The 23,537-nt window shown below is 59.5% G+C and carries 30 protein-coding genes; 11 read left to right on the plus strand and 19 right to left on the minus strand.

Going from position 1 to position 23,537, the window contains the following annotated elements; genetic code table 11:
- From ACSSV8_RS15165 to ACSSV8_RS15240, 16 genes are all read right to left on the minus strand, one after another.
- Positions 1 to 261 (minus strand): PhnD/SsuA/transferrin family substrate-binding protein (locus ACSSV8_RS15165; protein ID WP_454283006.1); only part of this gene is annotated, 261 nt, incomplete at its 3' end.
- A gap of 41 nt (positions 262 to 302) precedes the next feature.
- Positions 303 to 1,103, minus strand: coding sequence for a phosphonate ABC transporter ATP-binding protein (gene phnC, locus ACSSV8_RS15170; protein WP_454283007.1), 801 nt, complete (start codon positions 1,101 to 1,103; stop codon positions 303 to 305).
- Between the two features lie 79 nt (positions 1,104 to 1,182).
- Positions 1,183 to 2,346: an alpha-D-ribose 1-methylphosphonate 5-triphosphate diphosphatase gene (locus tag ACSSV8_RS15175; protein ID WP_454283008.1), complete on the minus strand. Its 1,164-nt coding sequence runs from the start codon at positions 2,344 to 2,346 to the stop codon at positions 1,183 to 1,185.
- The gene (locus tag ACSSV8_RS15180; protein WP_454283009.1) at positions 2,333 to 3,049 is read right to left on the minus strand and encodes a phosphonate C-P lyase system protein PhnL; all 717 of its coding nucleotides are present in this window, start codon (positions 3,047 to 3,049) and stop codon (positions 2,333 to 2,335) included. Before ACSSV8_RS15180 ends, ACSSV8_RS15175 begins: the two co-directional genes overlap by 14 nt.
- A complete protein-coding gene (locus tag ACSSV8_RS15185) occupies positions 3,046 to 3,843 on the minus strand; it encodes an ATP-binding cassette domain-containing protein (protein ID WP_454283010.1) in 798 nt (265 codons plus the stop codon). The genes ACSSV8_RS15180 and ACSSV8_RS15185 overlap by 4 nt, the downstream gene beginning before the upstream one ends.
- The gene (locus ACSSV8_RS15190) at positions 3,840 to 4,754 is read right to left on the minus strand and encodes an alpha-D-ribose 1-methylphosphonate 5-phosphate C-P-lyase PhnJ (protein WP_454283011.1); all 915 of its coding nucleotides are present in this window, start codon (positions 4,752 to 4,754) and stop codon (positions 3,840 to 3,842) included. The genes ACSSV8_RS15185 and ACSSV8_RS15190 overlap by 4 nt, the downstream gene beginning before the upstream one ends.
- Positions 4,751 to 5,818 (minus strand): carbon-phosphorus lyase complex subunit PhnI, encoded by a 1,068-nt coding sequence (locus tag ACSSV8_RS15195; protein WP_454283012.1) that lies wholly within the window; start codon positions 5,816 to 5,818, stop codon positions 4,751 to 4,753. The genes ACSSV8_RS15190 and ACSSV8_RS15195 overlap by 4 nt, the downstream gene beginning before the upstream one ends.
- Positions 5,818 to 6,354, minus strand: a complete 537-nt coding sequence (phnH, locus tag ACSSV8_RS15200; RefSeq protein WP_454283013.1) for a phosphonate C-P lyase system protein PhnH — start codon at positions 6,352 to 6,354, stop codon at positions 5,818 to 5,820. The genes ACSSV8_RS15195 and phnH overlap by 1 nt, the downstream gene beginning before the upstream one ends.
- Positions 6,354 to 6,761, minus strand: coding sequence for a phosphonate C-P lyase system protein PhnG (locus ACSSV8_RS15205; protein ID WP_454283014.1), 408 nt, complete (start codon positions 6,759 to 6,761; stop codon positions 6,354 to 6,356). Before ACSSV8_RS15205 ends, phnH begins: the two co-directional genes overlap by 1 nt.
- On the minus strand, positions 6,754 to 7,542 hold the full coding sequence (phnF, locus tag ACSSV8_RS15210) for a phosphonate metabolism transcriptional regulator PhnF (protein ID WP_454283015.1): 789 nt from the start codon (positions 7,540 to 7,542) through the stop codon (positions 6,754 to 6,756). Before phnF ends, ACSSV8_RS15205 begins: the two co-directional genes overlap by 8 nt.
- Before the next feature lie 47 nt (positions 7,543 to 7,589).
- On the minus strand, positions 7,590 to 8,369 hold the full coding sequence (locus tag ACSSV8_RS15215) for a phosphodiesterase (protein WP_454283016.1): 780 nt from the start codon (positions 8,367 to 8,369) through the stop codon (positions 7,590 to 7,592).
- Positions 8,366 to 9,193 (minus strand): phosphodiesterase, encoded by an 828-nt coding sequence (locus tag ACSSV8_RS15220; protein ID WP_454283017.1) that lies wholly within the window; start codon positions 9,191 to 9,193, stop codon positions 8,366 to 8,368. The genes ACSSV8_RS15215 and ACSSV8_RS15220 overlap by 4 nt, the downstream gene beginning before the upstream one ends.
- A 59-nt stretch (positions 9,194 to 9,252) precedes the next feature.
- The gene (locus ACSSV8_RS15225) at positions 9,253 to 10,500 is read right to left on the minus strand and encodes an ABC transporter substrate-binding protein (protein WP_454283018.1); all 1,248 of its coding nucleotides are present in this window, start codon (positions 10,498 to 10,500) and stop codon (positions 9,253 to 9,255) included.
- 97 nt (positions 10,501 to 10,597) lie between these two features.
- Positions 10,598 to 11,560, minus strand: coding sequence for a carbohydrate ABC transporter permease (locus ACSSV8_RS15230; protein ID WP_454283019.1), 963 nt, complete (start codon positions 11,558 to 11,560; stop codon positions 10,598 to 10,600).
- A complete protein-coding gene (locus tag ACSSV8_RS15235; RefSeq protein WP_454283020.1) occupies positions 11,560 to 12,525 on the minus strand; it encodes a carbohydrate ABC transporter permease in 966 nt (321 codons plus the stop codon). Before ACSSV8_RS15235 ends, ACSSV8_RS15230 begins: the two co-directional genes overlap by 1 nt.
- Before the next feature lies 1 nt (position 12,526).
- Positions 12,527 to 13,681 (minus strand): ABC transporter ATP-binding protein, encoded by a 1,155-nt coding sequence (locus tag ACSSV8_RS15240; protein ID WP_454283021.1) that lies wholly within the window; start codon positions 13,679 to 13,681, stop codon positions 12,527 to 12,529.
- A 107-nt stretch (positions 13,682 to 13,788) separates the two neighbouring features.
- Between ACSSV8_RS15240 and ACSSV8_RS15245 the strand changes: the two genes are divergently transcribed.
- Positions 13,789 to 14,649, plus strand: coding sequence for a LysR family transcriptional regulator (locus tag ACSSV8_RS15245; protein ID WP_454283022.1), 861 nt, complete (start codon positions 13,789 to 13,791; stop codon positions 14,647 to 14,649).
- A gap of 88 nt (positions 14,650 to 14,737) precedes the next feature.
- On the plus strand, positions 14,738 to 15,433 hold the full coding sequence (locus ACSSV8_RS15250) for a hypothetical protein (protein WP_454283023.1): 696 nt from the start codon (positions 14,738 to 14,740) through the stop codon (positions 15,431 to 15,433).
- 118 nt (positions 15,434 to 15,551) lie between these two features.
- On the opposite strand, the gene ACSSV8_RS15255 is transcribed toward ACSSV8_RS15250, so the two are convergent.
- The 3 genes from ACSSV8_RS15255 to ACSSV8_RS15265 all read right to left on the minus strand — a co-directional run bounded on the left by ACSSV8_RS15255 (position 15,552) and on the right by ACSSV8_RS15265 (position 16,580).
- A complete protein-coding gene (locus ACSSV8_RS15255) occupies positions 15,552 to 15,779 on the minus strand; it encodes a hypothetical protein (protein ID WP_454283024.1) in 228 nt (75 codons plus the stop codon).
- A 167-nt stretch (positions 15,780 to 15,946) separates the two neighbouring features.
- Positions 15,947 to 16,204: a helix-turn-helix domain-containing protein gene (locus ACSSV8_RS15260; RefSeq protein ID WP_454283025.1), complete on the minus strand. Its 258-nt coding sequence runs from the start codon at positions 16,202 to 16,204 to the stop codon at positions 15,947 to 15,949.
- 124 nt (positions 16,205 to 16,328) lie between these two features.
- On the minus strand, positions 16,329 to 16,580 hold the full coding sequence (locus ACSSV8_RS15265) for a hypothetical protein (protein WP_073038180.1): 252 nt from the start codon (positions 16,578 to 16,580) through the stop codon (positions 16,329 to 16,331).
- A gap of 210 nt (positions 16,581 to 16,790) precedes the next feature.
- On the opposite strand from ACSSV8_RS15265, the gene ACSSV8_RS15270 reads away from it, so the two are divergent.
- The 9 genes from ACSSV8_RS15270 to ACSSV8_RS15310 are packed head-to-tail and all read left to right on the plus strand — an operon-like array spanning position 16,791 to position 23,536.
- Complete coding sequence (locus tag ACSSV8_RS15270) at positions 16,791 to 17,159, plus strand: hypothetical protein (RefSeq protein ID WP_107817821.1); 369 nt, start codon at positions 16,791 to 16,793, stop codon at positions 17,157 to 17,159.
- A gap of 43 nt (positions 17,160 to 17,202) precedes the next feature.
- A complete protein-coding gene (locus tag ACSSV8_RS15275; protein ID WP_107817820.1) occupies positions 17,203 to 17,823 on the plus strand; it encodes a lytic transglycosylase domain-containing protein in 621 nt (206 codons plus the stop codon).
- Positions 17,820 to 18,113: a TrbC/VirB2 family protein gene (locus tag ACSSV8_RS15280; RefSeq protein ID WP_012187163.1), complete on the plus strand. Its 294-nt coding sequence runs from the start codon at positions 17,820 to 17,822 to the stop codon at positions 18,111 to 18,113. The genes ACSSV8_RS15275 and ACSSV8_RS15280 overlap by 4 nt, the downstream gene beginning before the upstream one ends.
- Complete coding sequence (locus tag ACSSV8_RS15285) at positions 18,106 to 18,384, plus strand: type IV secretion system protein VirB3 (RefSeq protein WP_164193003.1); 279 nt, start codon at positions 18,106 to 18,108, stop codon at positions 18,382 to 18,384. Before ACSSV8_RS15280 ends, ACSSV8_RS15285 begins: the two co-directional genes overlap by 8 nt.
- Entirely contained in the window at positions 18,374 to 20,749 is a 2,376-nt protein-coding gene (locus ACSSV8_RS15290) for a VirB4 family type IV secretion/conjugal transfer ATPase (RefSeq protein ID WP_454283026.1), read from the plus strand. Before ACSSV8_RS15285 ends, ACSSV8_RS15290 begins: the two co-directional genes overlap by 11 nt.
- Positions 20,746 to 20,913 (plus strand): hypothetical protein, encoded by a 168-nt coding sequence (locus ACSSV8_RS15295; protein ID WP_197918508.1) that lies wholly within the window; start codon positions 20,746 to 20,748, stop codon positions 20,911 to 20,913. The genes ACSSV8_RS15290 and ACSSV8_RS15295 overlap by 4 nt, the downstream gene beginning before the upstream one ends.
- 16 nt (positions 20,914 to 20,929) lie before the next feature.
- Entirely contained in the window at positions 20,930 to 22,057 is a 1,128-nt protein-coding gene (locus ACSSV8_RS15300) for a lytic transglycosylase domain-containing protein (protein ID WP_454283027.1), read from the plus strand.
- The gene (locus ACSSV8_RS15305) at positions 22,057 to 22,866 is read left to right on the plus strand and encodes a type IV secretion system protein (RefSeq protein ID WP_288960352.1); all 810 of its coding nucleotides are present in this window, start codon (positions 22,057 to 22,059) and stop codon (positions 22,864 to 22,866) included. The genes ACSSV8_RS15300 and ACSSV8_RS15305 overlap by 1 nt, the downstream gene beginning before the upstream one ends.
- 16 nt (positions 22,867 to 22,882) lie before the next feature.
- On the plus strand, positions 22,883 to 23,536 hold the full coding sequence (locus tag ACSSV8_RS15310) for a virB8 family protein (RefSeq protein ID WP_288960351.1): 654 nt from the start codon (positions 22,883 to 22,885) through the stop codon (positions 23,534 to 23,536).
- Position 23,537: the final 1 nt, after the last annotated feature.

Here is a 23,537-nt window from a genome sequence, read left to right on the forward strand (position 1 = left end):
CCCGAGGAAGGCGAATTCAATCTGATCGGCGGCAAGCGCCTGGATCACGCCGTCATACGCACCGGCTGTGAAGATTTCGACTTCGACGCCCAGTTCGCGCTCGAGATACTCTTCGAACGGGGTATAGCGTGCGATCCGGTCTTTTTCGTTCTCACCCGATAGGATGCCGAACTTGATGACTTGGTAGTCTTCTTTCCAGTCTTCTGCGACGGCAGACGTGGCAAGCACGGCGGCCAATGCTGTTGTGATAAGGTATTTCATGGTCAGGTCCCCCTGGTTTGGTTTGGCGATTGGATATCTTGTCAGGCGGGCAGGGCGACCGATTGGGTCGACGTCACTGCCTCGTTGAATTCTCTCAGGCCTTCGAGGCCATAGATGTCACGCACCACATCATCGGTCAGTTGCGCGGCGACACCGTCAAAGAAGACGCGGCCATTGCGCATCGCGATGATCCGGTCGCAATAGGCGCGTGCGGTGTCGAGCGTGTGAAGATTAACGAGAACGGTCAGCCCGTCCTCTTTGTTGATCTGCCGCAGGCCGTCCATGACAAGCGTGGCGTTGGCCGGGTCAAGCGATGCAATCGGCTCGTCGGCCAACATGATCTTGGGTTGCTGAACAAGTGCCTTCGCAATCGCGACCCGCTGCTGCTGACCACCAGACAAGGTGCCCGCGCGTTGCAGGGCTTGCGGCACCAGATCCAGTCGGTCCAACGCCTGAAGCGCCATCGCCCGTTCCGCATCGGTGAACTGCATGGCAATCGAACTGAGAAAGCCATGCTCTGCCAAGCGCCCTATGAGCACGTTGGTCAACACATCCAACCGGTCAACCAGGTTGAACTGTTGAAAGATCATCGCGCAATCACGCCGCCAGTTGCGCAGGTTCTTGCCCTTCAGCGAGGTAATTTCAGAGCCCCCAAACGAAATCGACCCCTGCGTGGGGTCGATAAGGCGGTTGATCAGACGAAGCATTGTGGACTTTCCAGCGCCGGAACGTCCGATGACCCCAACAAACTGGCCGGGTTCGATCTTGAGTGTGACGTCGTCAACAGCGCGCGTCTCGTGAAAGAGTTTGGAAACACCGGTGAGGGTTAGGGCAGCGGTCATGGCGATTCATCCGAATGAATTTCCCATGAACCATGATGGGCTTCTGTGACGTCCAAGAGTCTGTTTTGTAAAACTTCTGCTACGCCACAGCGGCGACGGCGGACTGTTCGGCAGTTTTCGGCCCGGATCCATTGGAGAAGATGACTTGTCCGGCGCCAAAGGTCTTAACAACGCGGTCTGCCGCATCGACAACGGCCAAATCGGCGCGTTTGCCGATCGCGATTTCGCCCCGATCTGTGAGGCCAAGTGCCTTTGCCGGGTTCTTTGAGGCGAGGCGAGCGGCGCCGACCAAGCCATCAGGATCAGACGCGGAAAGGGCGCGGATGGCTGGCAAAATAGCAGCAGGGTGATAATCCGCCGCCAGGATGTGCAACAGACCCGCCGCATGGGCCTCGCGAGCGGACAAATTGCCTGAGTAGCTTTGCCCGCGCATCGCATTTGGAGCGCCCATGGCAATCATCAGCCCGCGTTCCTTCGCAACCTGAGCGGCTTCTATCGTTACTGGAAACTCGCTGATAACAGCCCCGATATCCGCCATCAGATAGGCTTTACGCACTGTGTCATCATCATGGCTCGCCATCGCAATACCATGGGCTTTGCATAGGCGGGAGACGTCCTCTAAATTGCGGAGCATCTCTTCAGCAGGAACGGCGTTTTCGATCTGAGCCCGAAGGCGTGCACGGGCTTCGGCTTCGCTCGCTCCGCCCCGCATACGGTAAGAAATCAACTTTTCGATGTTGCGATACTGACCCTGTCCGGGGGTGTGATCCATGACGGACACCAGATCGACAGCGCCAGCGACCAGCAAACTTTCGAGCGCCGCGATGGCATCGGTATAGGTCATGTCAAACCGCGCATGGATGCGGTGATCGACCCGGAGACCCTGGATGCTATCTTTGAGCGCGCGAATGATTGCGCTCGTATGCTCAAAGGACCGCCGCTCTCCATCTTTCGCGCTTCGCGAGAATGAGACGCCCGCATAGGCCGTCGTCACCCCAGCCGCGGCAAGGCGCGCATCCAGATGACCGACCGCGACTTCCATCGGAAAATCTACCTTCGGGCGAGGTTCCAGTTCCAGCTCGATCATGTCGCCGTGCATGTCGATGAAGCCCGGGAACACGGTGAAACCTGATGGCTGGCCTGGGCTCCCAGTGATCTCGGCGATTATACCGTTTTCGATCTTCAGCGCGCCGTTCTCGATGATCCGGTCCGCCAGGATGAGTGTTACGTCAGAGAGCCACATCATCTCGCTCCTCTTGAGGTGCATCATCGGGGGTCAGATCAACCACGCGGTCAATTAGGTGCATCACATCATCAGGATGATGAAACACGCCGATTATCGCCGTGCCCTGATCCTTCAGTTCTTGCAGTCGGGCCACAAGCGCAGCGCGTGCATTGGCGTCAAGCGAGGCGGTCGGCTCGTCCAGCATTAACAGCTTTTGTGGCAGGATCAGAGCGCGGGCCAGATTGACCTTTTGCTGCTCACCGCCAGAGAAGGTTGTGGGGTAGGCGGCCCAGAGGTCTGGCTTTACACCAAAGGTTTCAAGCGCCTTGCGGGCGGCGTTCAATGCGGCCTCCGGCACCCACCCGGCAAGGCGCAAGGGTTCGGCCACGATGGCCTCGGCGCTCACGCGCGGGCGGGCTGTCAGGAACTGCGTGACAAACCCAATTTCCGTGCGCCGCAAATGCGCAATGTCTACATCCGCCGCCCGGGCAAGGTCGATAACGCCATGGCTGGAATGAAAGCGGATTTCTCCGGCCAGCGGCAGGTAGGAGCGATAGAGCGTGCGCAGCAGCGTGGATTTACCCGCGCCGTTTGCGCCCTTGAGCAGGACAAACTCACCAGCCGCGACGCGAAAGGTGATATCCTCGAAGGCCGGGATATCCTTGGCCAGATGATGCAGCGAGAAGCCTTTGGTCAGGCCTTGGATGTCTAGAACGGTCATAGTTTCGCGTGCACCAGTTGTTGCGTGTAGGGGTGTTGCGGGTCTTGAAAGATCTGATCCGCAAGCCCGGTCTCGATCACTTCACCGCGCCGCATCACCATGACCCGGTCAGCTAACGTGCGTATGACGCCAAGGTCGTGGCTCACGATCACCATGGTGATCTGTCGATCTTGCTGAAGGCGCTTGAGCGTGTCGAGCACCAGGGCCTGCACGCTCACATCCAAACCCGTTGTTGGCTCGTCCAACAGCAGGAGGGCCGGTTCAAGTGCAATCGCCTTGGCCAGTTGCACCCGCTGTTGCATGCCGCCGGAGAGTTCAATCGGCGGTGCGTCGAGGCGATCCAGCGGAAACTCCGAGGCATCCAATGCTTCGGTCGCCGCCTGCCGCAGGGTCGCAAAGCTGCGTTCCCCCGCAACGAGAAGACGTTCGGCGACATTGCCTGACGATGAGTGTTTCATCAAAAGGCCAAGATGGGGGTTCTGATACACGATCCCGATCTTGGTTGCGCAAAGCATCCGTCGGGCGAACCGGTCCAGTTCAAAGAGGTTGCCGGACACATCTGGCAAATCCAGCGTGTAGCTTCCATCCTCCGGGATTTCCTCAAGATTCATCATACGCAGAAGCGTTGATTTGCCAGATCCACTTTCGCCGACAATGCCCAGCACCTCACCCGGATAGGCATGGGCAGAGACGTTGCGCACGGCCTGTACGGGGCCATAGGATTTGGAGACGCCTTGCACCTGAAGCAGCGGGCGGGTCTCAACAATGCGTGGGGCATCAAGCGTCAGCGTCATTGCCGCATCTCCCCGTCTTTGTACCAGGTCTCGCCCCGGCTTTCGGTCTCACCATCGCGCGCGCGAATGGTCTTCACACCCCATTCGCTGTCCGAGACTTCAAAGCTGGACGTGCCATCATCCTGCGGGATTTCGTTCATGAAAAAGCCTGTTGTGCCGGAGCGGGTACAGGTCAGGAGGCCGTGCTCTTCGACCTTGTAGGGCACATCCGAGAAGACCAAAGGCTCAACCCGCGTGTAAGGCGGCACTGCAAAGATGCGTTTTTCCCTGCCAGCCGACAAGATCGTCAGGTGCTTGGCCATGTGCAGTTTCGGGACATCCCAACGGGGGATGGGCGAGGGTGTCATGACATGGCGACCATGCACAAGGCTGGGATAACTAGCGCCTTGCATAACCCGGCCGGAGCGCACGATCTGCTCATAGAGCTGCAGCCACATCCGCCCATAGTCTGCATCTGCATGCATCTGGCGCGCGATGGACATATTCGGCTGGACAGGTCGCAGCGGCTCTGGGTTCGGAACTTGCAACACCAAGACCTGATCTTCGCGCAGGATTTCCTCGGGGATGCGGTGGCGCGACTGGATCAGGTCCGCGTCCAGCGTGTCCATCGTCGTGGGCGTCCCCGCAACCCGCGCGATAAAGCGCCTTATCGAAGCTGCGTTGACGCTGTCATCCGCGCCCTGGTCAATAACCTTCACGCGTGTTTGCGGGTTCACCAGCGTCAGTGACACCTGAAGCCCGCCAGTACCCCAACCGCGCGCCATCGGCACTTCGCGGCTGGCATAGGGCATCTGGCAGCCCGGCACCGCCACGGATTTGAGCATCTTGCGGCGCAGCTCGCGCTTGGCAGAGCCATCAAGGAAGCCATAGCTCATCGCTTCCCATGGTTTGGTCAGGCTTGAAAGGCTCATTCCGCGGGTTCCTGTTTCTTGGGCGCGCCTGCCGCCTTCTTGGCCTTTGCATCCCGCATCGCGTCCAGCGAAGACTGGAACGTCACATAATGCGGCAGCTTGAAATGGATGCAGAAGCCAGAGCTTTCGACGCCTTCTGTATGGTAGAGGAAGAATTCCTCTTCGGTCGCAGAGCCCTTCTCGGCCCCCGGACTGTTGAGATCGAGCGTTGCCGCTGCGATGCACTTGACTTCGTTCCAGCCAAAGGTGGCGGCATAGCCGATGCCCAACTTCTCGCCCTTTTTGTCGACAACCTCGGCCTGAGAAACCTTGACCCGTCCCGCCGAAAACTGCCTGCCATCGGGATGGGTAACGGCAATCTCCGCTTCGGCCAAACGCAATTCGTTCACCGTTGGGTGGGCCTGTCCGTAACCGCGCATAGCCGCATAACCGAGCGCGAGAACGCCACCGGTTTCGGCCCGTGCGAGGCTTTGCAACGTGTGGGCACGCTTTGACGGAAAGAGCAGTGGCTCGCGCGTTAGATCGGGGATCTCGTTGCCATTGGTTGGATCGTCCGCTGGGGGATCAAGTAGGTCATTTTCTGCCTGCCATGCGCTGACGCTGGGCTGATAGGCGGGCGACGGGTTGGCCGCAGGCTCGACGGGTTCGGGGGCGTAGGTTTCGCCCTGCAGCACGTCGGTTGCCAGAATGCGGTGCGCATAGTCGAGCGTCGGTCCCAGAACCTGGCCGCCGGGAATATCCTTGAAGGCAGCAGAGATGCGGCGATGCGTGAACAAGGTATCTTGCTCGATCGGTTCCGCCACTTGCAACCGCGGCTGCGTGGTCCGCCAGGCGCGTAGCAGCAAAACGGCCTCATAAAGCTCTCCACCCGTTTGGGCCAAAGCGAGCGCGGCCAAGTCCTCATCATAAAGCGAGGCTTCGCCCATGACCCGGTCAATCAGATAGGGCAGACTTTTCTTCATCTCCTCGACGCGGTCGCGGTCAAAGCTCCCCATTTCCTCGCGAAAAAGCCGTTCGGATTGTTCGATGGCCCGCTCACCACCGCGTGTTGCGACATAGGCCATTAGATTTCCTCAACCGTTGTGGATCGGGGCACGCCGACGACGCGAGCGCCGTCAACGAAGAAGAGGTCAAACCCCATCGGGTATCTCAGACGCGCTGAGCGCGCTTTCCAAAACCCATCCGGGAGCCCACCAAGCTGAAGGGTCACCGCGCCATCAACCCCAGGACCCTTGAGGCGCAGGGCCGGTCCCGATCCGACTGTGGCGCGGACAATCACGGTGGCTCCATCGTCGGGGTAGAAATCGCTCCCGATTGCAATGGCCGCAAGCGAATCTGTTGAGGTCATCGCCCCCAGGAAGACGTGATCGGCCTTGTCGATGTCCGTCAGTTCGGCGCCTGTGCGCATAATCTCGGGCATCAGGAGCGGGTCGGCCGCGTAGACCAGACATTCCCTGTCCAGCAGGGCGGGGACAATGCTTTGCTCTCCCGGCTCTGGCAGATCACGGGGCAATCCGGGGCGGCTCAACGTCCACAGTAAAGCGTCAAAAGCTGCGTTGTCTCGCGTCTCGGCGAGGCTTGGCGCAGGGGTGGCAAGCATTAGAAGGTCTCCATGTTCACGCGGGTGGCCTCGACGCGGCGCAGCACATCTTCGTCTGCCTGTTGCAATGCCTCGGCCTGCGCGTTGCAAAACGCCTTGCAATCGGCGCGACGCACATCTGTCGCCATCGCAAGATCAACTAGCGCCATCGCCATCGAGGCCTCGAGGTCATGCCCGCGCCGCATCCCGTAGCCTTGCACCTCGCCCTTGCGAATATGCGCTTCGCTCATTAGCACTTCGCCCAGATGAAAGGCGACGCCTTTGGCCGTGTCGCGCATCGGCAGCATCACCAGACCGCTTTGCGATTGCAGGACTTCGATCTCGCCCAGATCCGGGATCAGGGTTTCCGCAAAACTCTTGAGCTTTGTTGCATGGGCGCGCGCCAGCACGCTCAGCGTGTCATCCATCGGAATGCTCCATTGTGAAGTTCACCCGCCCTGCGGACCAGATGACCCGGCTGGTCGAGATCGGCGTCCCGTCAAGCGTGGCGTCGATGGCCGTGACCACCAGCACGGGGACATCCGGGTGCTGTTTGAGGGTCTTCGCTTCATCAAGTTTTGCTGCGCGCGAATAGATCGACGTGTGCTGCCGCAGATAATCGTCGATCCCGAAAGACCGATAGGTTTCCGTCGTGGACCCCAGAACGTCCCGGCGTTCAGCGAAATCGGGGAAGCGTTCGGCACAGTGGTAGCTGGCTCCGAAAGCGACCGGAAGATCATTGGCCAGCGTGATCCGCTGGCTTTCCGTCACCTTGGCAGCAGAGTTCAACAGCAGGGCCTTTGCCACCGCATCAGAGGCCGCCACACGGCCCGCCGAGAGAAGCCGGCTGGTCACATCCACACCCTGCGGGATCAGGTTGCGGCGCAGCCGGGTCCGCTTGCCGATCTGATAGGTCAGCCGGGGCGCATCGGCGACAAAGGTGCCGCGCCCCTGTTCGATGCTGATCTTTCCGTCGCGCGCGAGCGCTTCAAGCGCGCGCCGCACCGAATGTCGACCAATCTCAAATCGATCCGCCAGTTGGGTTTCCGTCGGCAGTTGATCCCCCGCTGACAGCCGTCCTGAGCGGATGTCATCTGAAAGGGCGTCCCGAATTACTGTCCAGTTGTCGCGCATCATGTCCGATTCATCCGAATGAATTTTGTCTAGGTCACGCGGGTGACACTGGCATGACAAAAGCAGGAAAAACACCGGCGGCGCGGCGAAAGATCAAAGGTCTTACGTTGGCCTTTGAGCACTTATAGCTGAAAGCTCTCGGACGTGTCGCTGAAATCGTGCAGATGTACGGTCACCTGATCGTCTTGCAACAGAACAACGCCATAGGCGGGCGGTTCAAAATTGCCGTTTATCCGCCCGGCCGGGGCGTTCAGATCAAGGGCCACCTGATGGTTGAGCCCGCGCATGCATGAATAACTGATGCCGCGCCAATTGCCCCAGATCGCCCGATGCACATGGCCAAAGAACAGGTGGCGGATGCGATTTTTATGCGGCGCAACTACGTCATGAAACGCCTCGGCATCCAGCATCATGATCGCGTCCATCGCTTTGATCCCAACTTCGAACGGCGGATGGTGCATGAACAGATAGACGGGGCCGGACGCCTCCAATTGGTGGGACAGCCAGTCGCGGCGCGCCTCACAATAAGCTCCCGAGTGGCCTAATGGGGCCTTAGTGTCGAGCAGCAATAACCTCCCGCGCGGCGTCTCAATCGCTTGCTGCACAAAGCCATTTTCGTCACGCGGCAGGTTCGGAAATGTCTGCATCAGCGACGGCGTGTCGTCGTGATTGCCTGCCATAAGATGGAAGGGGATTTGCAGCTTGGTGATCTCATTGGCAAAACGCGCATAGGCATCTGCGTCGCCCCAATGGGTCATATCACCCGTTACAATCACAAACTCTGCATCACTGTGTTCGGCGTTGATCGACGTAACAGCCTCGGTCAGTCGCTCTGCCGGATCCCGACCATAGAGCAGACCGGAGCCGACAACATGCGTGTCCGTGAGGTGGATGAACTTCATTCAGCCGCCACAGGCTTGGCCCAGTCGTCCCAGCCGGTGCCCGAGGAGAATACCGGGCCGTCCCATGTGAAAGGAATGTCGTGGATTACGGTCGTGTTCTCGCTGACCTCGATCACTGCGAACGAGGGTGCCATGGGCGCGCCATGTAGGAGTTCGGTCTCAGTGAAGTCGGGCAGGGATTGATTGCCGGTTGAACGGACGGAAGCAAACGGAATACCGAAATACACCCCGGTGCAAAGCGCATGGATATGGCCGAAATGCAGATAGTCGATTTTTTTGGCAAAGCGTTTCAGCAAGTCGGCAAAGGCAGGCCGGTCTTCCGAGACTAGTGCAATTTTGTCCTCGGCGGGCTGGCCGAGTGTCATGACGTTGTGATGCATGAACAGTCTCGCGCGTTTGCAGCTTTCCAGTTGTTTCTCAAGCCAAGCAACCCGGTCCGCACCGAAATGGCCAGCATGCGTGCGCGGCGCGGTGGTGTCGAGATAGATCAGACGGGTGCCGTGCAGATCTTCGGCATAGTTTATATAGCCGTGCTCATCCCGCGGCTGATCAGGGAAGGCGCTTAGAAAATTCGCGCGATCATCATGGTTGCCCATAAGCAAGCGAACGGGGCAGGGGAGATCGACAAGCGCGTCTTTGAGCGCTGCGTAGGCGTCCGGTTCGCCCCAATGGGTGAGATCACCGGTGATGATGATCCGGTCCGCATCTTGGTGCTTGTTCCGGACCTCGCCCAAAGCCTGTGCAAATCGGCGATGGGGATCGAGGCCGCCCATCCGCTCGCCAGGGCAGGTGAGGTGGATGTCAGAGATATGGACGAGTTTCATGACTGCATCTTTCGGTTAGGGCGCTGGCCGCCCGGGGAGGGGCGACCAGCAAACAGCGTTTAGCCGTTCGGCAGCAGGTCGGCGATTTCTTCGACCAGCTCTTCTTGCAGCTCTTCCATGTCGGTGGCGTCGCCAGTGACGATCCGCTCGAGCCCGTCATAGATCACTTGCGTGATCGCCAGACCATTGTCGCCCGGATAGGCCAGCCAGTCGCGCAGCAACGGGAGTTGGTCCACGGCGGTCTGTTTGTTCGGGTTCTGCTCATAGAAATCAGCAAGGATGATCTCGTTCGCAGCTTTGTTCGGCGGCATGTAACCCGTGGTCTTCGCCACTTCGGCGGCACCGTCACCCGAAGTGATGTACTTGAGCCAGGTCCAGGCTGCTTCGCGCACCTTCGGATCGTCGGAGGTAGATGTCAGCATCGCGGCATTGCCGCCCGCAGGTAGACCCATCGGCGCGCCGTCGAGACCCGGGAACGGACCTGTGACCAACTCAAAATCACCCTGAGAACGCTCAACTGCACCCAGTGCGGAGGTGGACCAGAACATCATGCCGATCTCACCCGCCGAGAACGAGGCCAGCGCCGCTTTCCATTCAAGATTCTTCATCTCACATTCGGTGAAAATCTCTTGCATCTGCTCCAAAGCAACCAGCGCTTCGGGGCTGTCCATGGTGACGTTGCCATTCTCGACGATTGCCTTGTCTTGGCTCCACAGCAGGGCTTGCATGAACCAGTTGCCGGTGATGTTCCAACCCCAGAAGATCGGGTTGTCGATGCCGTTGGCCTTCATGGTTTTGCAAGCGGTGATCACCTCGTCCCACGTTGTTGGCAGCTCGGTGATGCCGCCTTCGTTCAGGATGTCCATGTTATAGTAGCCAACCGGCAGCGAGATCGAGAACGGCAGGCCGTGCACTTCGTCATTGAAGGTCGAGAGCGCGAGCATCGCCTGATGATAGCCGTCTTTTTCGAAATCGGCTTCGGCAGCGATGAAGGGCTCCAGCGACTGTGCGATGCCCTTGTCCACAAGCGGTGCCTGACGGTTCAGACCCTGCATGGTTACGTCTGGCAGGTTACCAGACACGGCTTCGCGCAGAACGGTGTTTGTGGCGTCTTCGTAGGATTCGTAAGTTGCGCGAAACTTCACCTCAATGTTTGGATGCGCTTCTTTGAATGCGGGCATCATCGCCTCGTAGGTGACGTCAAAGAGGTGGCTATAGGGATAGGCGAACTCGATTGTCACCTTGTCCTCAGCGAACGCGGCCGTGGCAGAAAGGGCCACAGCCATTGCAGTCAGCGTGTATTTCATTACATCTACTCCAGTTGTTGGGGCTGACGGTTTGGCGATTGGCAGACCCCGGTGATAAGCCCGAAAGGGCGACGAGTAGGGTGGGAGCGATCCCACCCTATTTCATTCCAGACAGCGTGATCCCCTCGATAAAGCGGCGTTGTGCGACCAGAAATGCGACGATAAGCGGTGTGACGATGATGGTGGCGGTGGCCATCATCGGCCCGAAAAAGGATCCATCCGCGTCCCCTTTGAACTCTCGTAGGCCCAGCGGCGGGGTGAACAGGTCCCGGCTGCCGGTGACCACGATGCGCGGCCAGAAATAGTCGTTCCAATGGGCGACGATGCTGAAGATGGCAAAGGCGAGCAGGGCAGGGATGGCGGTGGGCAGCATGACGCGCCAGACGATGGCGAACTCGGTCATTCCGTCCATGCGCGCGGCATCGATCAGATCGTCCGGCACGGTCATGAAGAACTGCCGCATCAGGAAAATCCCAAAGACCGAGATCGTCCAGGGCACCACCAACGCGGCATAGGTATTGGTCAGCCCAACCTTGGCCAGCATGATGTAAAGCGGCAGGGCAATCGCGTGTACTGGGATCAACAGGCAGAACAGCACCAGCCCGAACACTGCCTCTCGCCCCCAGAATTTCAGCTTGGCCAGCGCATAGGCAGCAGGCAGCGCGACAAGCACCTGAATAAAGAAAATCGACGCGGTGACGATCACCCCGTTTAGCAAATAGCGCAGCAGTGGCGCCTCGATGAAGGCTTTGGAATAGTTGAATACAACAGGGCGCATGGAACAGTCGATTTCGGCCTGCGCCATGATCGCGGCGCGGATCTCGCTGTCGGATTTGCCGGGATATTGAGGAGCCGCGGCTGCTACTTCATCGCGGTTTGGGTCGCGCAGTTTGACGCAGCGCGGGTCGACCATCATCTCTTGCGCGCCAAAGAAGCCGCCTACACCCCGATCAATCTCGCCCGGGCTTTTGAAGGAATAGCTGAGCATCATGTAGAACGGCGCCAGTACGATGATCGCGCCAATCACAAGGATCAGGTGTTTACAGATATCGCGGGTCATCAGTAATGCACCTTGCGTTCGACCAGCCAGCGCTGGACCAGGGTGAGGAACATCACGAAGACCAGAAACAGCATGGTGATCGCTGAACCGATCCCGATCAGGTTCTGCTGCACGCCTTTCTCAAAGATCGCAAACATCATCACATAGGTGGATTTGTTGGGCCCGCCGCCTTGGGGCCAGAAGGCTTCGACAGTGTCAAAAACCTGAAAGGCGCGGATGCAAGAGATTGTCACCACAAACACAGTTGTCGGCCCAAGCGCGGGCCATGTGACGAGCCGGAACCGTTCCCATGCGCTCTTGGCACCGTCCATTTCGGCGGCATGGTATAGTTCGCGATGCACAGCTGTTAGCCCGGCGAGATACAGCACCATGTTAAAGCCAAACCCTTGCCAGATGCCGATGAAACAGAGCACCCAGATGGCGTAATCCCGATCCCCGAGCCACAAGGGGAAGCCGTCAGCGCAACCATTGCCAAGGAAGGGGATCACCTCAAGGAAGGTGCCGCAGGACATCTCGAAGGTTTGATTGATTACGCCAATCGTTGGATGCAGCATGAATTCCCACACGATGGCCATCGCCAGCAGCGTCGCCATGACCGGCAGGAAATAGATCGTCTTGTAGACATCCCCAATCCGCCCCAGCGAATTCACGAGCAGCGCTGCGCCCAGCCCCAATGCGACCGAGACCGGCACGACCACGGCCACATAGGTAAAGGTCGCGATGAACATCTTCTCATAGGTCGAGCGGGAAAACAGGCGGTCGTAATTCTTGAACCCGACCCAGTCAAAGCCAGTATTTCCAAGCGAGTAGTTCGTAAACGACAAGACGCCCGCAACGACAACTGGCACCAAAAGGATCAAGAACATCAAAGCCAGTGCCGGAGAAGCCAAGCCCCAGGCTGTCCGGGCCTGCCGGTTCACTTCGCGCGGCGCGCGCGCGGCGGCTGGCGCGTCAATCGCAGCCATATCAGGCTACCTCTCGCTCATGCATGACGGCGACTTCAATGCGTCGCCTGCGCTTGCCATCCGCATCGAAAATCAAACCGTCCTGCAGATCAAAGCCAAGGCCCACCTCGGCACCCAGTCGCAAGTTGTGACGCTCCGCAGGGGCCGCACGTAGGGTCACGCGGGAGGTTTGGTCCGCCAAGGCGACTTGCGCATAAACCTCCGATCCCAGATTTTCCATATGCGCGACCGTTCCGGTCATCACCGGCTCTGACTGCGTGAGTTTCAGCGCTTCGGGGCGCAGGCCCAATTGATAGACGCCTGTCTGTGCCGCCTCAGTGGCATGGCCCAAAACGCGGCCAAACAGGGTCAACTTGGCATTGGCAAGCTCAATCGGCAGGATATTGATCTTTGGCGAACCTATAAACTCCGCCACGCGGATGTCGCTGGGATCTTCGTAGATGACGCTGGGCGCGTCGCATTGCAGGATCTCACCGCCCATCATGACCGCGATCCGGTCCGACATGGTCATCGCTTCGACCTGATCGTGGGTCACGTAGATGAATGTCGCGTTCAGGCGACGGTGTAGCTGCGCGATCTCGGCCCGTGTCTGAACCCGCAGCTTGGCGTCCAGATTGGACAGCGGCTCATCGAGCAGAAAGGCCGCCGGTTCCCGCACGAGCGCGCGCCCCAGAGCCACCCTTTGTCGCTGCCCACCTGAAAGTTGGCCGGGCTTGCGATCCAATAGCGTGCCAATCTCAAGCATTTCGGCCGCTTTCTGCACCGCCGTAGCGATCTCGGCTCGCTGATCTTTGGCACCCGGAAGAAAAGGGCCGATCAAAGGCAGCCGTTGCGTGGTTGTAAGCGACCGCATCTGCAACGGCACAGCGATGTTTTCGGCCACGGTCAAATGCGGATAAAGCGCATAGGATTGAAAGACCATCGACAGGTTGCGATCGGCCGCGCACATCCCGGTGACGCCTTTGCCATCAATCGCAATGTCGCCGCTGGTCGGATCCTCAAGACCTGCGATGATGCGCAGCAATGTCGACTTCCCGCACCCTGACGGCCCAACAAGCGACACGAACTCCGCATCCGCGACGTCCAGCGTCACGCCTTTCAGCACCTCGGTGTCCCCAAAGCGTTTGGTCACCGATGAGATCGACAGGCCAGCCATTCGATTCCCCCATTCGTTGACCCAAGGCTACTGGTGCTGAGCCACAATTTTGTGACGTCATATTAGTGAAACCGATGGGGTCTATGAGTTGCGCGAAAGGAGGCTCTATGCGCCCCAATCATCATCAGTTCATCGCCTTCGCCTATGTTATCCGCGAGGGCAGCTTTTCCGCTGCGGCGGCGCGTATGGGCGTGACGCAATCCACAATCACGCAGCATATTGGCAATCTGGAAAAGACCGTCGGCACGCTTCTGCTGCGCCGAGGTCGAGACGGGGTGGAGCTGACGCCCACAGGGCAGGAGTTTTATGATCTGGCCGACCGCATGGTGTCATTGGATGCCGAGGTCTCAGAGCGTCTTGAAGGCTACAATGCCATGAAAAACGGGCGTTTGAACGTCATTGGCAACGCACCGCAACCGGCACTCAGGATTATCGCAACGTTCAGGCAACGCTTTCCAAATATTCAAGTGAACTTTGGCCTTTATGACTGGTCCACCGCGACGAATATGCTCCGCAACAGACTAGCCGATGTAGGTTTGATCACAGATGCACCGGTTTCCGATGCATGGGAGCGCATTCACATTGAGAGCGCCGAATGCGTTCTTTATTGTCCAAATGAACATCCGTTGAGCGGGCAGGCATCCGTATCTCTCAAAGACCTACAGGAGGAAACGGTCATTATTCCCGAAAGAGGGTCCTTGACGAGGAAGTTGCTTGAAAACGCCTGTCGGACCCACGCCATTGCGCTTGAAAGAACGGTAACGATGGCGACGTTCCCACTGATGTACGAGGCTGTCTTACAGGGTATCGGAGTTGCGGTGTTCTTGTGCAACAGCAGTCTGATTAAAAAGTCTGTCACAGAGATTCCGATCCTAGAGATGCCACAGAAACATGAGACCCATTTGATTGCCACTAAAGACAGGGTGGGCTTGAAACTGATTTCCGAGTTCATCAACTCAGTAAATTAACATAAACTTCATTATGCGTCTTTGTACTTAGTGTTGCGATAGTATATTATCGTATGTATGCTGAGCCTTGTCACAGAGGGTTCTCAGCATGCGCCATCTATTCAATAAGCTCCCCGCCTCGGTCGCAGTTGCCCTAACTGTGACAGGTCTTTCGCTGCCGATGCCCGCCCGCGCGCAGACCTACTCTATCGATTGCGCGATCCTCTTGTGTCTGTCGGGCGGCTGGCCCGCTTCCGTCCCTTGCGCCCGGGCGCGCGCCGAATTCATCCGGCGGATTACGCCCTGGCCGGTGGAACCGCCGCTGCAGATCTGGCGGTGTCCCATGGGCGCTTCCTATGAGAGCGATCGGCCATTAAACAGCGCTGGCCGCATCTTTGAAGCCTTTTACCAGACGGACAGCCGTCGACCGCTCCAATCCTTGCAAGTCCATGATCTCGTTCCCACCGACCAGGCACTCCGGCTTGTTCAGGATCGCGCGGACATCGATATCAGCGGTCCCGAGTTCAATTTCGTGCGGTCCATCCGTGTCTTTGATGTTCGCTATGCACGGCAGCATGAATCCGGTCGTGACGGTGACTGCAATCGCAGCGCGACCGTGGTCCTCGGCACTTACGGGACCCAAGGCGATTTCTCTTGGCAGAGGTCTGCCGTCACTGACCTTCCTTCGGCTCACGTAGGCCTTGAACGCTGGGGCGAGCATTGCCCCGGCATTTATCACCGTTCCGTGTTCGTCGATTGGCGCGACTATGAGGGCAATTACGGCTTTGAACAGGTGAACTACTGACCTGCCGCTGCATTGGCTTGCCTCGGAACCCCGTTTCTCTGGCTTGTACGACGACACCGCATATCCGTCGCGGTCCATAGGCTATTAGGCATTTCGGCAAACATTGCGGGTTCTCACCTCACCCGCCCTCGTCTCTACCGATCCGGGTGAGCGCGTCGAAGTCGATTTCCTGTTTCTGTTCCGCGGTGAAATCCGGCCGGATTTCCGACACCGGCTGGGGCCCGTGGACGTCCCACATCACCGCATGCGCGCCCGTCGTCCATCGATACACCCAACCAACAATGCTGCACCCATCGGTCCCGATCAGATTGGCGATCGCGACGCCCTCACCTTTATCATCGTTCACTGTTTACTGACTTCCTGCACATTGGCGCTGCAGTTACGGCATCGTGTCACTGAGTGCGCGCTCGGATCGCATGCCGTACTTGGTGGATGTTGGATGACTACTCTTCCTGGAGGAGCTCAATTCACATGGGGACGTCCAATTCGGTACGTTTGAAAATTTCTTTGCTTTCAAATTCTGTGGTCGGGCTCCGTGGCGGCATCGACGGTCGCCAAAACCTCGAAGGGGTCAAAGCCGATGGCCCGCGCAAGAACGACCAGCTCGACGACGTCGACCCGGCGCTGGCCGCTTTCAATGCGCGCCACGAGGGATTGATGGCACTTGAGCTTGATCGCCAAGTCCTCCTGACCGAGGCCCGCCTTGATGCGGGCGTCGACCAATGCTTGGCAGAGTGCCACCTGTCCCGTGCTTCTGATTGTTTTTGCCACGCGTCACATACCTTTTGTGACGTCGCTAGCGGATGAAATCTGTTATCTAAAAAGTAGATATATGAGGGTGTTATCGGCGTCTGGTTTCCATGGGCTACAAGTCTGATGCTCCCGAGGTTGCCCATCAATCCCCTACCAATTGCAGAAATCGGCCATAGTCCTCGCTGACTTCGCGCGCTTCTTCGAAAGCGCGGGCGCGTTCGCTGTCGAGGCAACGGAAGTAGCTCTGGATATCCTGGATGTAGTCTTCGAAATCGCCACGGATGATGTCCGCATAGTCCCGCGCCGCCTGCGAATCGCTTGGCAGGAAAGGACGGGCCGGGGCGAAGCAGGATTCCGCCAAAACCGGCCCGGAAACGCAGATTAGAAGGACCAGAGCTTGCAATGGGAGCAGGCATATCAACCTCGGGTTTCTCAAACCTGTTATCTCCTTGATTGCGGACACTGCCCGAGACTAGTGTTTGCGTGACCAAACTACAGCTAAAGCATGATATTACATCTTGCGGTTGATAATATACTATCGTAACTCTGGGCTTCAAGTGGGAATGCCTGGGGTCGCGCCATTGGAGAAAGCGTGAGCCGGGCCATGAACTGGGACATCGAAGCACCAAATGTGGTTACGGAAGCCAGGTTCCGCGAGCTCGTGGAAAGCGGCTATAGCGCAGAAATCCTGTGCCAGGAGTCGGCACATAAGAAAGGCCCCAGCTATTACGGGGTCTGGATCATGCGCATTGTCTCTGATGATGGCGAGGAAAAGCTCCTGGTCACCGCCCGCACGCGGACGACCTACAACGATATCAAGATCCGCGAGTTCAAGACGATCTCCGGCGTGGTGTCTTTCTTCATTGGCCTTGGTTTTGCGCATGTCGACCTGCCGCTTGAGGCGGGGACAAGCCGTACGCACAAACTTGCGCCGCCAGACAAAGCCCCATCAGACAAGGGCGCTGGCAGCTAACCTCGTCTGTCTCTGGCTGGTCGCAGCACCTGCCTCAGCTCAAATGGTCCTGGTCATGGAGAGCGACGGCTCCCTGATCCCGTCACGCTCCCAAAGCAGCTTTGCTCGAAACTACAATGACGGCATTGGTCAGGGATCGGCGTCCGATGGTTTGGCCATTCTTGGCGAGACTGAAGCAGCTTCCGAACCTGACGCGCTGAGGTTTGCGGCACTCGCCCAGCCAGCACCCCTGCCCCGCGCAGACGTTCTCTTAGGCATCGAGGCAACGGCCCTGCGCTATGCCGGCCATCCGGGCCTGCGGCGCGCAGAGCTCTCCATGAGGGATTGGCTGGCTCTCTACCGCGCCAATATCGAGGTTGAGAGCGCCTACCGGCAGGATGCGATTTCAAGTGCGGGTGCCATTGGCCTTGGTCAATTGATGCCAGCAACTGCGCGTGATCTGGGCGTCGACCCGCGTGATCCGCTGCAGAACCTCGACGGCTCCGCCCGCTACCTCGCGATGATGCTGGAAACCTTCGGCGATCCGCATCTGGCGCTGGCGGCCTACAACGCGGGGCCGGACGCCGTGCGCCAACACGGTGGCATTCCCCCTTACCGAGAAACCCAGAACCACGTGGCCCGCGTCATGGCTGTCGTGGCCCGATTGGAAGGATCAAATTCATGAGACAGATTTCAAACCTCTTTGTCGCCTCGCTGGCGCTATTCCTGTTCATTGCCGAGCCCGCCCTTGCACAAAGCATCGATCTCTCCCCGATCCAGAGCTTGTTGCAGGGCATTGTCGACGCGCTGACCGGCCCCCTTGGTGTGGTCATCGCGACGCTTGCCGTTCTCGGGGTCTTTCTCAGCTGGTTCTTCAACATCATCGATCTGCGCCAAGCGCTTTGGGTGCTTGTCGGCATCGCCGGTGTTGCCGCCGCCCCCACCATCGTTGCCGCGGTTTTTGCCGGTGGCTGAGCGCGCGCCTCTCTTTCTCGGCCTCGTGCGCCCGCCGAAGCTTCTGGGCCTGCCCATCATGTACGCGATGGTCTGGCTCTTCGGTTCGGTGCTCCTGTTCGTCTGGGTCCAGCACATCGGGGCGCTGGGCGTGGCCGCCCTTCTTTATCCGGTGCTGTGGAAGGCCGCAGATTGGGACCCGCGTTTCATCGACGTGATGATGACGGCGCTGCAGGAAACGCCACCCACGCGGAACCGCTCCATCCATGGCGGGGACAGCTATGCGCCCTAATACTGCCATGGACGAAAGGCTCGATCCCCGCACCATGACGCCGGACTGGTATGCGCGCGAGACCCGCCTTGCGCATATGCTTCCTTACGTCAGCGTGGTCGATGACCGCACCGTTCGGACGCGGGTGAACGAGCTTTTCCAGTGCATCCGACTCGATGGGGTCAACAGCTACACGACGGATGATGCCTATCTCGACAAGGTGACCGCGCTCTTTGCCCGGATCATCGCGCAGCTCGGGCCGGAGTTCAGCTACTACGTCCACAAGGTCTCGAAGGCGATCACGCCAGACCTCGAGCCGGTGCGCGAGGACAGTTTTGCGGGAGAGGTGGATCGGCTTTGGCGGACAAAGCTCGAGACCAGCGGCCTGCGCGACAAAACCTTGACGCTTACGGTCATCCACCGCCCGCCCCCGAAAAGCGTCCTGCACTTCCTGAACCGAAGCGCGCCGGACCGTCTCAAGGAGGCTACCGAGAGGCGTCTGCGCCGTCTGGGCGAGGCCGTGAATGTCTTCCTGTCGGGCCTGACCGAGCTGAACCCGCGCGTCCTGTCAGCCAAGAGTGGCGAGTTGATCGGGTTTCTGGGCGCCCTCAACACCGGCCAGGAACTGCCGCTCTATCCGGCGAACACCTATGGCTTTCTGTCTTTCAACGTCGCCAATACCCGGGTGACGTTCCAAGGCGATCACTTCGAGCTCACCGAAGGCGTCGTGGGACATCGCTATGGCAAGAGCTTTACCATCGGGGAATATTCCGAGGCCACCTCCTGCACCATGTTCGACATGCTGAACCTGCCGGTCGACATGATCGTCACGCATTCCTTCACGCCGATCAATTCGAACCTCATGGCGGGCCGCATCAAGCGGCAAAAGCGCCAGATGCAAGCCAGCCAGGATGCGGCCCTGTCACTCATGGAAGCCCTCGATATCGCCGCCGATGATCTCGAAGCCAAACGCCAGAGCTTCGGCGAGCACCACATGGTCGTGACGATCTTCTGTGATACGCTCGACGAGTTGCAGACCCTTAGCGCCGAGATCGTCAACGCCGCCGCCGCCGAAGGCGTGAAGATGATTGGCGAGCGGGTCGCGGCCAAGGCGCATTACCTCAGCCAGCATCCCGGCAACCAGCCCAAGCGCGTCCGTGCCAGTGCAATCACCAATCGCAACTTCGCGGATTTCGCGGCGTTTCATCGGACCCAGCTCGGCAAGCCTGCTCAGAAAACGCCCTGGGGCAAAGTCATCACCTATCTTCCCACGCCCGAGCAGAGCGCCTATCGGTTTTCCTATCACGAGCAGGGTAGCCCCGAGAAAGAACCGACCAGCGGGCATACGCTGATCATGGGGCGGCCCGGGTCTGGCAAGTCGGTGCTGTCGGCCTTTCTCATGACACAGGCCCGTCGAGCAGGGGCGCGGATCTTCGTCTTCGATTACCGGCTCGGTATGGAGATGGCGGTCCGCGCCAATGGCGGGCGCTATGCGTCTTTGAAAGCGGGACAGCCTACTGGGCTCAACCCGCTTTGGACCGAAACCGATAGTCGTGGCACGGCCTGGCTGTCGGACTGGCTCGCCACGCTTCTTTACCGCGCTGACAAGCCCCTGACGCCCGCGCAGACCAACCGCATTCAGGAAGTCGTCCGCCAGAACGCGCAAGCCACAAACCCCGCCCTGCGCAACTGGCGGGATTTTGCATCGCTCTTTGTGTCCACCGATGATGGCGGCGATCTTCACCAGCGCCTGCTCGAATGGACGGAAGAAGGCCGCTACGGCTGGATATTCGGCCAGACGTTGGAAGACACCTTCTCGCTCGAAGGCGATGTGGTGGGTTTCGATCTCACCGGCATTCTCGACAGCGAAGCCGAGAAGGAACGCATGGCCGTCCTCTCCTATCTCTTCCGCCGTGTCGAGCGCGAGATCGAGGATCGCCGCCCCACCATCATCGTGATCGACGAGGCCTGGAAGGCGCTCGACAATGCGTATTTCGCCGAGCGGCTGTCGAACTGGCTGGTGACCGCGCGCAAGCAGAACACCGTCGCGGTGATGATGACGCAATACGCGAGCCAGCTCGAACGCACCCGGACCGGCAAGACCATCGTCGAGGCGGTGCCGACGCAGATCCTGCTCCCGAACATACGCGCCCATGCCGCCGACTACGCGATGCTGAACCTCTATGAGAAGGAACTCGATGTGCTTCTCAACACCGGCAGCGACAGCCGCCTTGCGCTCATCCGCGACGACCAGGGATCCATCGTCGTCGATGCCGATCTGAGCGCCCTCGGGCCAAATCTCACCATCCTCGGCGGCATGGAAAAAGGTGAAGCGCTCGTCGGCGCCGATTACCGCGACCGCCCTGATTTCTGGAGGCTTTCATGACCCGTATCTTCTTGTTCTTTTCTGCGCTTGGTGTGTTGGCCTCCTGCGCCCAGTACCAGGAGCCACAGGCCAACTGCTTTACCTTCCTCGCCTCGACGGCACCCACAGCACCTGATTGCACCTTCACGCCCCTTGGCGCGCCGGAGGGCGGCATTGAAGTCTAAACTGCCCCATATCCTCGTGCTTTGCCTGCTGCCCGGCATCGCCCTTTCCCAAGGCGTGCCGACCAATGACAGCGGGCTGACCGCGCGCGATATCGTCGAGACCGGAGATCGCGAGACCGACCTTGCGATCCAGGCGGACAAGCTGTCCGTGCGCGAGCTCATTGCCGAGATCGAACGCGAGCAACTCGCAACCCTGCAGCGCATCCTCGATGCCCAGACCAGCTTCGGCGGTCAGGGCCTGCCGGCAATGGTCTCCGGGCTGGAAAGCGGCAGCGGCGATCCAGCCCGTTCCGTCGAAACGGTCTACGGCAATGCCGAGATCGACCCCAATCCCGGCGGCGCACAGATGTTCGGGGATGCCGCCGAAAACATTGAGCAACTCATCATCCGCGTCGCCCAGGAAACCAGCGGTTTCGCGGGCGTGGGCCGCGCGGGTCTCTCGCCGGTTCAATGGCGCGCACTCCTACAGGCGCTCATCTGGCAGGAAAGCCGTTTCACCATCGGCGCCCGCTCGCCGGTCGGCGCCTTCGGCCTAACTCAGATCATGCCCGGTACGGCCAGCGATCTCGGCATCAACCCGGAATACTACGACAGCCCCTACCTGCAGGTGCATGGCGGCGCGCGCTATCTCGCCACCCAACTCAACACCTTCGATGGCAACATCATCAACGCGCTCGCGGCCTATAACGCCGGACCCGGCCGGGTGTTCGAGTATGGCGGCGTGCCGCCTTTCCGCGAGACCCAGCACTACGTCCAGGTCATCCCCGAACGCTACAATCTCTACCTGGGCCGCATCGGCGGGATCGAAGCGCTCGGTACGATCGATCCCGCGCTTCTGGCAAATGCAAACCTCTCCCTCACGGGTCATGGGGCGACCTTTTATGGCAACAACTCACCCGCTGCGATCAGGCAGGCCGCCCTGCGCATTGCGGATATCGTCGAGCGGATTTCGACGACCGAAGACGTTCAGGAGAGCATCGCGCTCAACACCTATGCTCGCGCCGAACTCGTGCGCCTCGTCGCCGCCCGCATTCGGCTGCAAGCGGCGCGCACACGCGTTCTCTCCGCCGAAGAACTGGCGCAGGCCAGCGCCCGCATGGCCGAGGGCGCGTTCATGGAATTCACGATCAGGGAGATAGACTGATGAGAGATTTACTCTTGAGAACGGCCTTAGCCACGACACTTGGGATTGGCCTACACTTGGGAACCCTCTCCCTTGCCCTGGCGCAAGGTGTGCCCGTCGTCGACACCCAGAACATCGCGCAAAACATCCAGCAGCTCCGGCAGATGATCGAAGACGAGATCCTACAAAACGAACAGCTGACGCAGCTCCGCGAACAGCTTGCGACACTCACGGACCAACTCGCGGAGCTGCAAAGAACCTACGAGGCCCTCACCCGCCTCGCCGAGCTTCCAGAAATCATCCGCACCGAGATGGAGGACGAGCTGAACGGCCTGCTCGACCAAGAGTTCGGCGATATCCTCGCCACGATTGAGGCGATCAAGACAGGTGACTTCTCCGGCCTCTCTGGCTCAGGCGCAGGCGAGATCGAAACCCAGATGGACCGGGTGCTGGCCGATCTTGGCTTTGATGACGACACCCTCTCGGAAATGGCCACCAGCGGCAATCCCGGGGCCAACCGTGTGGCCACACAAGCCACCACCGGCGCGCTCGTCTCGGCCGCTGCCCAGAACAGCTACGAGGACGCGGGCCAATCGCTGGAACGCGTCGACCGGCTGGTCGGGCTCATCGACGACATGGACGAACTCAAGGAAAGCATCGATCTCAACACGCGCGTCACAGCGGAGCTCGCCATTGCGCTCGTCGCCATGTGGCAGCTCGAGGCGGTGCAAACCGTGGGCGACGGCACAGGCGGCGTGATCGATGCCGCCACCATCGCCGAGGAGCAGCGGTTTATGGACTTCACGCTGCCCGAGTTGCGGGCAGACTGATCAAGGGTTGTGACAGGTGGCGAGTGAACAGGAAATCATCGAAGAGGAGCTGGTCTACGGTGCCTTGCGCCGCGAACGGCTCTGGCAACGCCTTGGCCTGACGGGCCTTGTCTTCGGTGTCATCGGCTGTCTGAGCGCCGCGGCGGTCTCGATCCTCGATGTCGACCCGCCCCCCGTCGTTGTTCCCTATGATCCCGCCACCGGCTTTGCACTCCCCGAAGCCTCGGTCGGCGCCTCCTCGGTGACCGCCAACCAGGCGATCATCGAGGCGGAGGTGTTCCGCTATGTGACCGACCGGGAGGTCTACAACCAGCTCGACAACGATCTGCGCATCCGCAACGTCCTGCGCCGCTCGGACGGAGCTGCCGAGAGCGGGCTGCGCCAGATCTGGAACAGCGCCAATGAGAACTACCCGCCGACGGTCTATGGCCCCAATGCGCGGCTCGACGTGGAGATCCTCAGCATAAACCGGATCGGAACCAACCGCGCGACGGTCCGCCTGCGCAAGCGCCTGACATCTATCAACGGCGTCCAAACCGGGCTTTTCACCGCCACGCTTCTCTTCGAGTTCCGCCCCGAGACCCGCCGCTCCATCGATGAGGTCTGGACCAACCCCTTCGGCTTCACGGTCCTCGAATATTCCATCCGCTCCGACAGATTGGAGAATTGAA

Source organism: Roseovarius sp. MBR-79 (assembly GCF_053628555.1).

Bases quoted from the DNA above. Each gene is read 5' to 3' on its own strand.
- ACSSV8_RS15230 (WP_454283019.1), bottom strand. From the start codon at position 11,560: ATGACCCGCGATATCTGTAAACACCTGATCCTTGTGATTGGCGCGATC.
- ACSSV8_RS15180 (WP_454283009.1), bottom strand. From the start codon at position 3,049: ATGACCGTTCTAGACATCCAAGGCCTGACCAAAGGCTTCTCGCTGCAT.
- ACSSV8_RS15240 (WP_454283021.1), bottom strand. From the start codon at position 13,681: ATGGCTGGCCTGTCGATCTCATCGGTGACCAAACGCTTTGGGGACACC.
- ACSSV8_RS15190 (WP_454283011.1), bottom strand. From the start codon at position 4,754: ATGAGCCTTTCAAGCCTGACCAAACCATGGGAAGCGATGAGCTATGGC.
- ACSSV8_RS15280 (WP_012187163.1), top strand. From the start codon at position 17,820: ATGAGACAGATTTCAAACCTCTTTGTCGCCTCGCTGGCGCTATTCCTG.
- ACSSV8_RS15185 (WP_454283010.1), bottom strand. From the start codon at position 3,843: ATGACGCTGACGCTTGATGCCCCACGCATTGTTGAGACCCGCCCGCTG.
- phnH (WP_454283013.1), bottom strand. From the start codon at position 6,354: ATGCTTGCCACCCCTGCGCCAAGCCTCGCCGAGACGCGAGACAACGCA.
- ACSSV8_RS15275 (WP_107817820.1), top strand. From the start codon at position 17,203: ATGGTCCTGGTCATGGAGAGCGACGGCTCCCTGATCCCGTCACGCTCC.
- ACSSV8_RS15195 (WP_454283012.1), bottom strand. From the start codon at position 5,818: ATGGCCTATGTCGCAACACGCGGTGGTGAGCGGGCCATCGAACAATCC.
- ACSSV8_RS15250 (WP_454283023.1), top strand. From the start codon at position 14,738: ATGCGCCATCTATTCAATAAGCTCCCCGCCTCGGTCGCAGTTGCCCTA.
- ACSSV8_RS15215 (WP_454283016.1), bottom strand. From the start codon at position 8,369: ATGAAGTTCATCCACCTCACGGACACGCATGTTGTCGGCTCCGGTCTG.
- ACSSV8_RS15245 (WP_454283022.1), top strand. From the start codon at position 13,789: ATGCGCCCCAATCATCATCAGTTCATCGCCTTCGCCTATGTTATCCGC.
- ACSSV8_RS15295 (WP_197918508.1), top strand. From the start codon at position 20,746: ATGACCCGTATCTTCTTGTTCTTTTCTGCGCTTGGTGTGTTGGCCTCC.
- ACSSV8_RS15290 (WP_454283026.1), top strand. From the start codon at position 18,374: ATGCGCCCTAATACTGCCATGGACGAAAGGCTCGATCCCCGCACCATG.
- ACSSV8_RS15235 (WP_454283020.1), bottom strand. From the start codon at position 12,525: ATGGCTGCGATTGACGCGCCAGCCGCCGCGCGCGCGCCGCGCGAAGTG.
- ACSSV8_RS15175 (WP_454283008.1), bottom strand. From the start codon at position 2,346: ATGTGGCTCTCTGACGTAACACTCATCCTGGCGGACCGGATCATCGAG.
- ACSSV8_RS15305 (WP_288960352.1), top strand. From the start codon at position 22,057: ATGAGAGATTTACTCTTGAGAACGGCCTTAGCCACGACACTTGGGATT.
- ACSSV8_RS15220 (WP_454283017.1), bottom strand. From the start codon at position 9,193: ATGAAACTCGTCCATATCTCTGACATCCACCTCACCTGCCCTGGCGAG.
- phnC (WP_454283007.1), bottom strand. From the start codon at position 1,103: ATGACCGCTGCCCTAACCCTCACCGGTGTTTCCAAACTCTTTCACGAG.
- ACSSV8_RS15270 (WP_107817821.1), top strand. From the start codon at position 16,791: ATGAACTGGGACATCGAAGCACCAAATGTGGTTACGGAAGCCAGGTTC.
- ACSSV8_RS15205 (WP_454283014.1), bottom strand. From the start codon at position 6,761: ATGGATGACACGCTGAGCGTGCTGGCGCGCGCCCATGCAACAAAGCTC.
- ACSSV8_RS15225 (WP_454283018.1), bottom strand. From the start codon at position 10,500: ATGAAATACACGCTGACTGCAATGGCTGTGGCCCTTTCTGCCACGGCC.